At 34.4% G+C, this 5,286-nt stretch carries 3 protein-coding genes and 1 pseudogene; all 4 read left to right on the top strand.

Translation table 11 applies throughout. The features are described from left to right. Nucleotides 1-279, top strand: a 279-nt coding sequence (locus tag Q0L68_RS15830; RefSeq protein ID WP_296705086.1) for a DUF420 domain-containing protein, incomplete at its 5' end; no start/stop codon positions are given. A 31-nt stretch (nucleotides 280-310) separates the two neighbouring features. Then, entirely contained in the window at nucleotides 311-562 is a 252-nt protein-coding gene (locus Q0L68_RS15825; RefSeq protein ID WP_296705084.1) for a hypothetical protein, read from the top strand. Nucleotides 563-618: 56 nt separating this feature from the next. Then, nucleotides 619-4,323: an ATP-binding protein gene (locus tag Q0L68_RS15820; RefSeq protein ID WP_296705082.1), complete on the top strand. Its 3,705-nt coding sequence runs from the start codon at nucleotides 619-621 to the stop codon at nucleotides 4,321-4,323. Nucleotides 4,324-4,370: 47 nt separating this feature from the next. After that, nucleotides 4,371-5,286 (top strand): annotated as a pseudogene (locus Q0L68_RS15815) (hypothetical protein); the annotation flags it as partial.

Here is a 5,286-nt window from a genome sequence, read left to right as displayed (position 1 = left end):
ATATTTCTAGTGTCTTATGTAGTCTATCATGGTGCAGCTGAAAGTACTAGTTTCGGAGGAGAAGGATCGATACGAATTGTTTATTATGTGCTTCTGATAACACATATTGCTTTAGCAGCAATTGCTTTGTTTCCGATTTTGTTTGCCTATTATTATGGTTATACAGATCAAAGAGAAAAACATAAAAAACTGGTTAAATTTGCATATCCAATTTGGTTATATGTCACAATTACTGGGGTGATCGTGTATTTAATGATAAGTCCTTATTATATACATTGAACCCAATAGATTTTAAATCGTAAATTGAATTATGAACCGGATTTATAAGATATTCTTAGTGTTTGCATTATTTGTTTTTACTCAATTCAATACGTATGCCCAGTGCGCCATGTGCAGAGCATCTGTTGAGAATAATGTTGCAAATGGGGATACAAGTATAGGGGCAGGTCTAAATGCTGGGATTCTTTATTTGTTTGTCATGCCATATCTGATGGCCATGGTTATCGGATTTTTTTGGTATCGGGCTGCAAAAAAGAGAAAAGAAAAATTATCATTTCGTTGAAGCATACTGAATGGCAAAGTTTGATACAGGCTTTGCTTTTTTTATTTTTAGCCTAAATGAGCTATGAATCCAGGAGGTTGATCATTTTGGTCAGCGTTTTCTCTCTACTTACTGTTTTGATCTTAAATTTCTTTTTCTTCCAAAAAAGTGATGAAGAAAGATATTTAGAAACTCTACAGGAAAAAATCCAAAAAGTTGATAGAGAGTTTGACGAAGATTTTATTCAAATTCTTATGAACGTTAGTTCTACCGACTCCATTTTCTTTAGGAACATGGAGTTGTCAGAACATGCGCATCCTTATTTTTTATTGAATTCAGAAAGAGAACTGGTTTATTGGTCTGATTTTACTTTTTCTTTTGATTTTGATCAGATCGATCAAGATAGAGAGTATCAGTTGATCGAGGATCCTTACGGCTCAATTTTAATTAAAATAAGGCAGTTAAGTAAAAGTGGAACTCCACTTTTAATGGTGCAGGCTCTAAGATTAATATATCCGGGAAACATCGAAAATGATTATTTAATTACGGGGTCGAATCCAGAAATATTTGGAAACAATCGCTTTAGACTTTATACAAATCCTGAGGAAGGACTATTCCAAATTAAAAACCCAGCGGGTATTCCATTATTTGGGATAGATTTTCTTTTTGGGTATCAACCCGCAAATCGGTTGGTAAATCCAGCAATATTAATCTTTTTCACTTCAGTCTTTCTTCTATATTTCTTATTGAGTTCAGATTTTGTCCTTAATAAATGGAAGAAAAAACGAAGATGGCAGGCCATTGGATATGCAACTTTAGTATTGGTTGGATTTCGAGCTTTTATGCTACTTCTGGATTTCCCAAGTGCCTATTTAAATTTACCTCTTTTTGACCCCGGGAATTATGCTTCTTCTTGGCTAAATCCAAGCTTAGGGGATTTGCTGCTTAACACAATTTGTGCTTTTATCATTTTCGGGATGATCATTTTTCATCTTTCATCAAGTGATATGAGATTGAAGATTCAGACTTTACAAGAAACTGTGGAAATTAGAGTTTTTGGCTTTATCACTTTAATGATCAGTTCAGCAGGGCTTGCATTGGTTTGGATTCTCCCAAGAGATATTATTTCCAACTCCCAATGGGCTTTAGATATAACATCAATACCTTCTTTTGATTGGTTTAAAGGCCTTAGTTTTTTGATTTTATTTATGTGGGGAGCGATTTATGTTTTGATCTCTTTGACCTTCATCAGTTTAATTCTTGAAATCAACAAAAATAAAAATGAGTTATATAAAGGACTACTTTTGATAGGTATTCCAGTTGCAGGTTTGATTTTCCCATTTAGTATTTGGGGCGGTGTTGTATGGGTTATTCATCTTGGACTTATTTCATTGGTTGTTCGGTTTGAATTATTCAGAAATGTTTTCAAACTGGGACTGGATACATTTCTTACTTTTTTCTTTGCATGTTTGATGACTGCAGGAATATGCGGAATAAGCACTTTTCAAACAGAAAAAAATCAGTTGATGCAATCTAAGATTCGCTTTGCAAATCAAAATTTAATAGAGAATGATGTAATGACTGAATTCTTTTTGAGCGAAATTTTCTCAAGGATAAAATCTGATCTTTTTATCCAAAATAGAATGGGGGATCCCTTACTTTCCAAAGATCCCATTGAAACAAAAATCAGAAAGATCTACCTGGATAATTATTTCGATCAATTTGAAGTGAAGGTTGGTGTGTATTCTACTTCAGGTCAGCAGTTGCAGGGGCCATTAGATTTGGGTAGTCTAAATGACTTGCGTTTGAGATATATAAATAGTGATTTTGCAACAAGTGTAAAAGATCTCTATTTTATTCGAGGGAGTGAGGGAGATATGGGAAATCAGTTTATCGCATTTATTCCTTTAACTAAAGATGACTCCCCACAGGGTACTATATTTTTGGAATTAAATCAACTTAGAGTTCAACCGACAAGTGTTTATCCCAAACTCTTATTGGACAAAAAATATTCTGAAAGGTTAGATCCTATCCGCTATGATTATGCGATTTTCAGGGAAAACGATTTAGTGAGAAGTACAGGAACTTTTAATTATCAATCGGAGGAGTTAAAAGCCAGAATAGACGAAAGTAAATTATTCAAAGAAGGAATTCACGTTGGAGATTTTCAGCATTTCGGAATTATAAATGGCGAGGATAAAATTATTATTTCTTCGCCAAATATGACTCTATCTCATTTTTTCGGGAACATTTCCCTTTATTTTGTGGCGTTTGTATTTCTTACGTTTTTGGCAATTCTGATTAATATTTTTATTAGAGGTTTTAAATCTTTCGAATTTAACTACTCCACAAAGCTTCAGCTTTACCTGAATTTCGCATTTTTCTTTCCTATAATCATTATCAGTATTATAACAATTGGTTTGTTGGCGAATAGTTACAGGGAGGATTTAGATCGTCAATATATTCAGAAGGCAAATTTGATCCGGGGGAATCTAAGTAGTTTCTTGAATAATCAAAAAGTTGGTGATGTAGATCGAGATATTATTAATGAGGAAGTTAATAATCTTGCAAATACCATTGCTAGTGATCTGCATTTATATACTGACTCAGGGATCCTGGAAGCTTCCAATAGACCGAATATCTTTGAAAAGAAAATACTTTCAAATTGGATAAATCCAGCTGCAATCTCAGAGATTGAGGAGATGAATCAAAATCGATTTCTTGCAGATGAAAAGATTGGGAGATTAGTTTACAAGTCGGTTTATTTAGCCATTCCTTCTTCGAATAGCCAAAGAAATTTGGGGATTTTGGCCGTACCATTTTTTGAGTCTGAGGCAGAATTGAATGCACTTATTTCAGATGTTTTGAGCAATATTTTTAACGCCTTCGTTATAATCTTTATTCTTTTCTTGATCGTCTCGTATTTTGTTTCCAAAAATCTCACTTTTCCCTTCAAACTTTTGACCCAAAAGCTTAAAACAACTAACCTCGAAAATAATGAGCCTATGTATTGGGGATCTAAAGATGAGATTGGTTTACTGGTGAATGAATATAATAACATGCTTTTTAAGCTTGAATCGAGTAAGAAAGTATTGGCTTCTACAGAAAAGGAATCTGCTTGGAGGGAAATGGCTAAGCAAGTGGCACATGAGATCAAAAACCCTCTAACTCCAATGAAGCTTACTCTTCAACATTTATTAAGATTGCAAAGTGCTGGTCAATTGGATGATCATGAAAGGCTCAAGAAATCATTGGAAACGCTAATTCATCAGGTAGATGCTTTAAGTGGAATTGCCTCTTCATTTTCCACCTTTGCCAAAATGCCATTGCCGAAAAATGACTTGATGAATTTTAAAGATATTTTAAATCAAGTATTGGAGCTTTTTAAAAATGATGAACGTTTGGATTTGTATTTTAAAGATGACTCTTACACTGATAATATTCCCATTCTTGGTGATGATAAGCTTTTTGGAAGAGTGATTTCTAATTTGATAATAAATGGGGTTCAGGCTGTAGAAAGTGGTATAAAACCAGAAATTAGAGTCTGGCTTTGGATGAGTGATCAGGCGGTTTTTCTTGAAATTTCGGATAATGGGAATGGAATTCTCCCAGAACTAAGAGATAAAATCTTTATTCCCAATTTCAGTACTAAAAGTCAAGGCTCAGGTCTAGGTTTGGCCATCGCTAAAAGCGGAGTGGAGACAGCAGGCGGTAAAATATGGTTTGAAACTAAAATGAATGTGGGGACAACATTTTACCTCACTTTTCCTTTGCTCAAATAATTTACTCTTTTTATTACCTTGGAGGGAAAAGTGCTTTCAATTTGAAGATGCGAACCTGGGTCATTTCTTGGATTATTTTTATAAGCTTTTTTGCTAGCGCAAAAGCTCAAGAAAAATGTAGATGGGTAAGACCTTTAGATTTTTCAAATCCTGCTTTTATTGATTCCCTTTCTATTTTAGAAGAGACTATTCGTATTCAAGATCAAAGCGGAAAAACATATTCATTTAAATATGATTTGAATACCAACCAATTGAAGATTTTGATTGGTTCCGAAAGTGTTCCTGATTCTGTGAACCTTTGTTATCAAACATTTTCTATTCGTTTTGATAAGTCAGTATCCAAGAGAACGCTATTGTATGATTATGATTCAATGGCTCAGTTTAAAAATAATAGGCTCCTTGAATCACCTACTTTTGATTTTAGAGAAGAACTTTTTCCAAGTACAGATCTTTATAAATCCGGAAGTTTAACACGAGGGGTTTCTTTTGGAAACACCCAAAATGTTTTTGTTAATTCTGCTTTAAACTTACAGCTCGAAGGTAGCGTATCTGAAAACTTGAAGATTCGAGCCAGTATTACTGACCAAAATATTCCATTTCAACCAGAAGGGAACACGCAGCAGATTCAGGACTTTGACAATGTATTGATTGAGCTATACAATGATGATTTTAGTATGGCTGCAGGTGACGTTGTCCTACAACAAAGGGAATCAGAGTTTTTAAGATACTATAAAAATGTTCAAGGTTTACAGTTTACTTCTAATTATAAAATGAAGGGAAACTGGACCGCCAGCACTCAGGGATTTGCTTCCATTGCTAAAGGAAAGTTCGCCTCAATTCAGTTGCCCATACTTGAGGGAGTCCTTGGCCCGTATAGAATTCAAGGGCCTCAAAACGAAAGATTTGTCATAGTTATGGCAAATTCCGAACGAGTTTTTTTAGATGGGAAGCCATTGCAACGAG

Origin of the sequence: Algoriphagus sp., assembly GCF_024642405.1 — a bacterium.
Taxonomy (GTDB): Bacteria; Bacteroidota; Bacteroidia; order Cytophagales; family Cyclobacteriaceae; genus Algoriphagus.
Note: the sequence above shows the minus strand (reverse complement) of the source record. Positions and strands in the feature narration are given on the sequence as shown.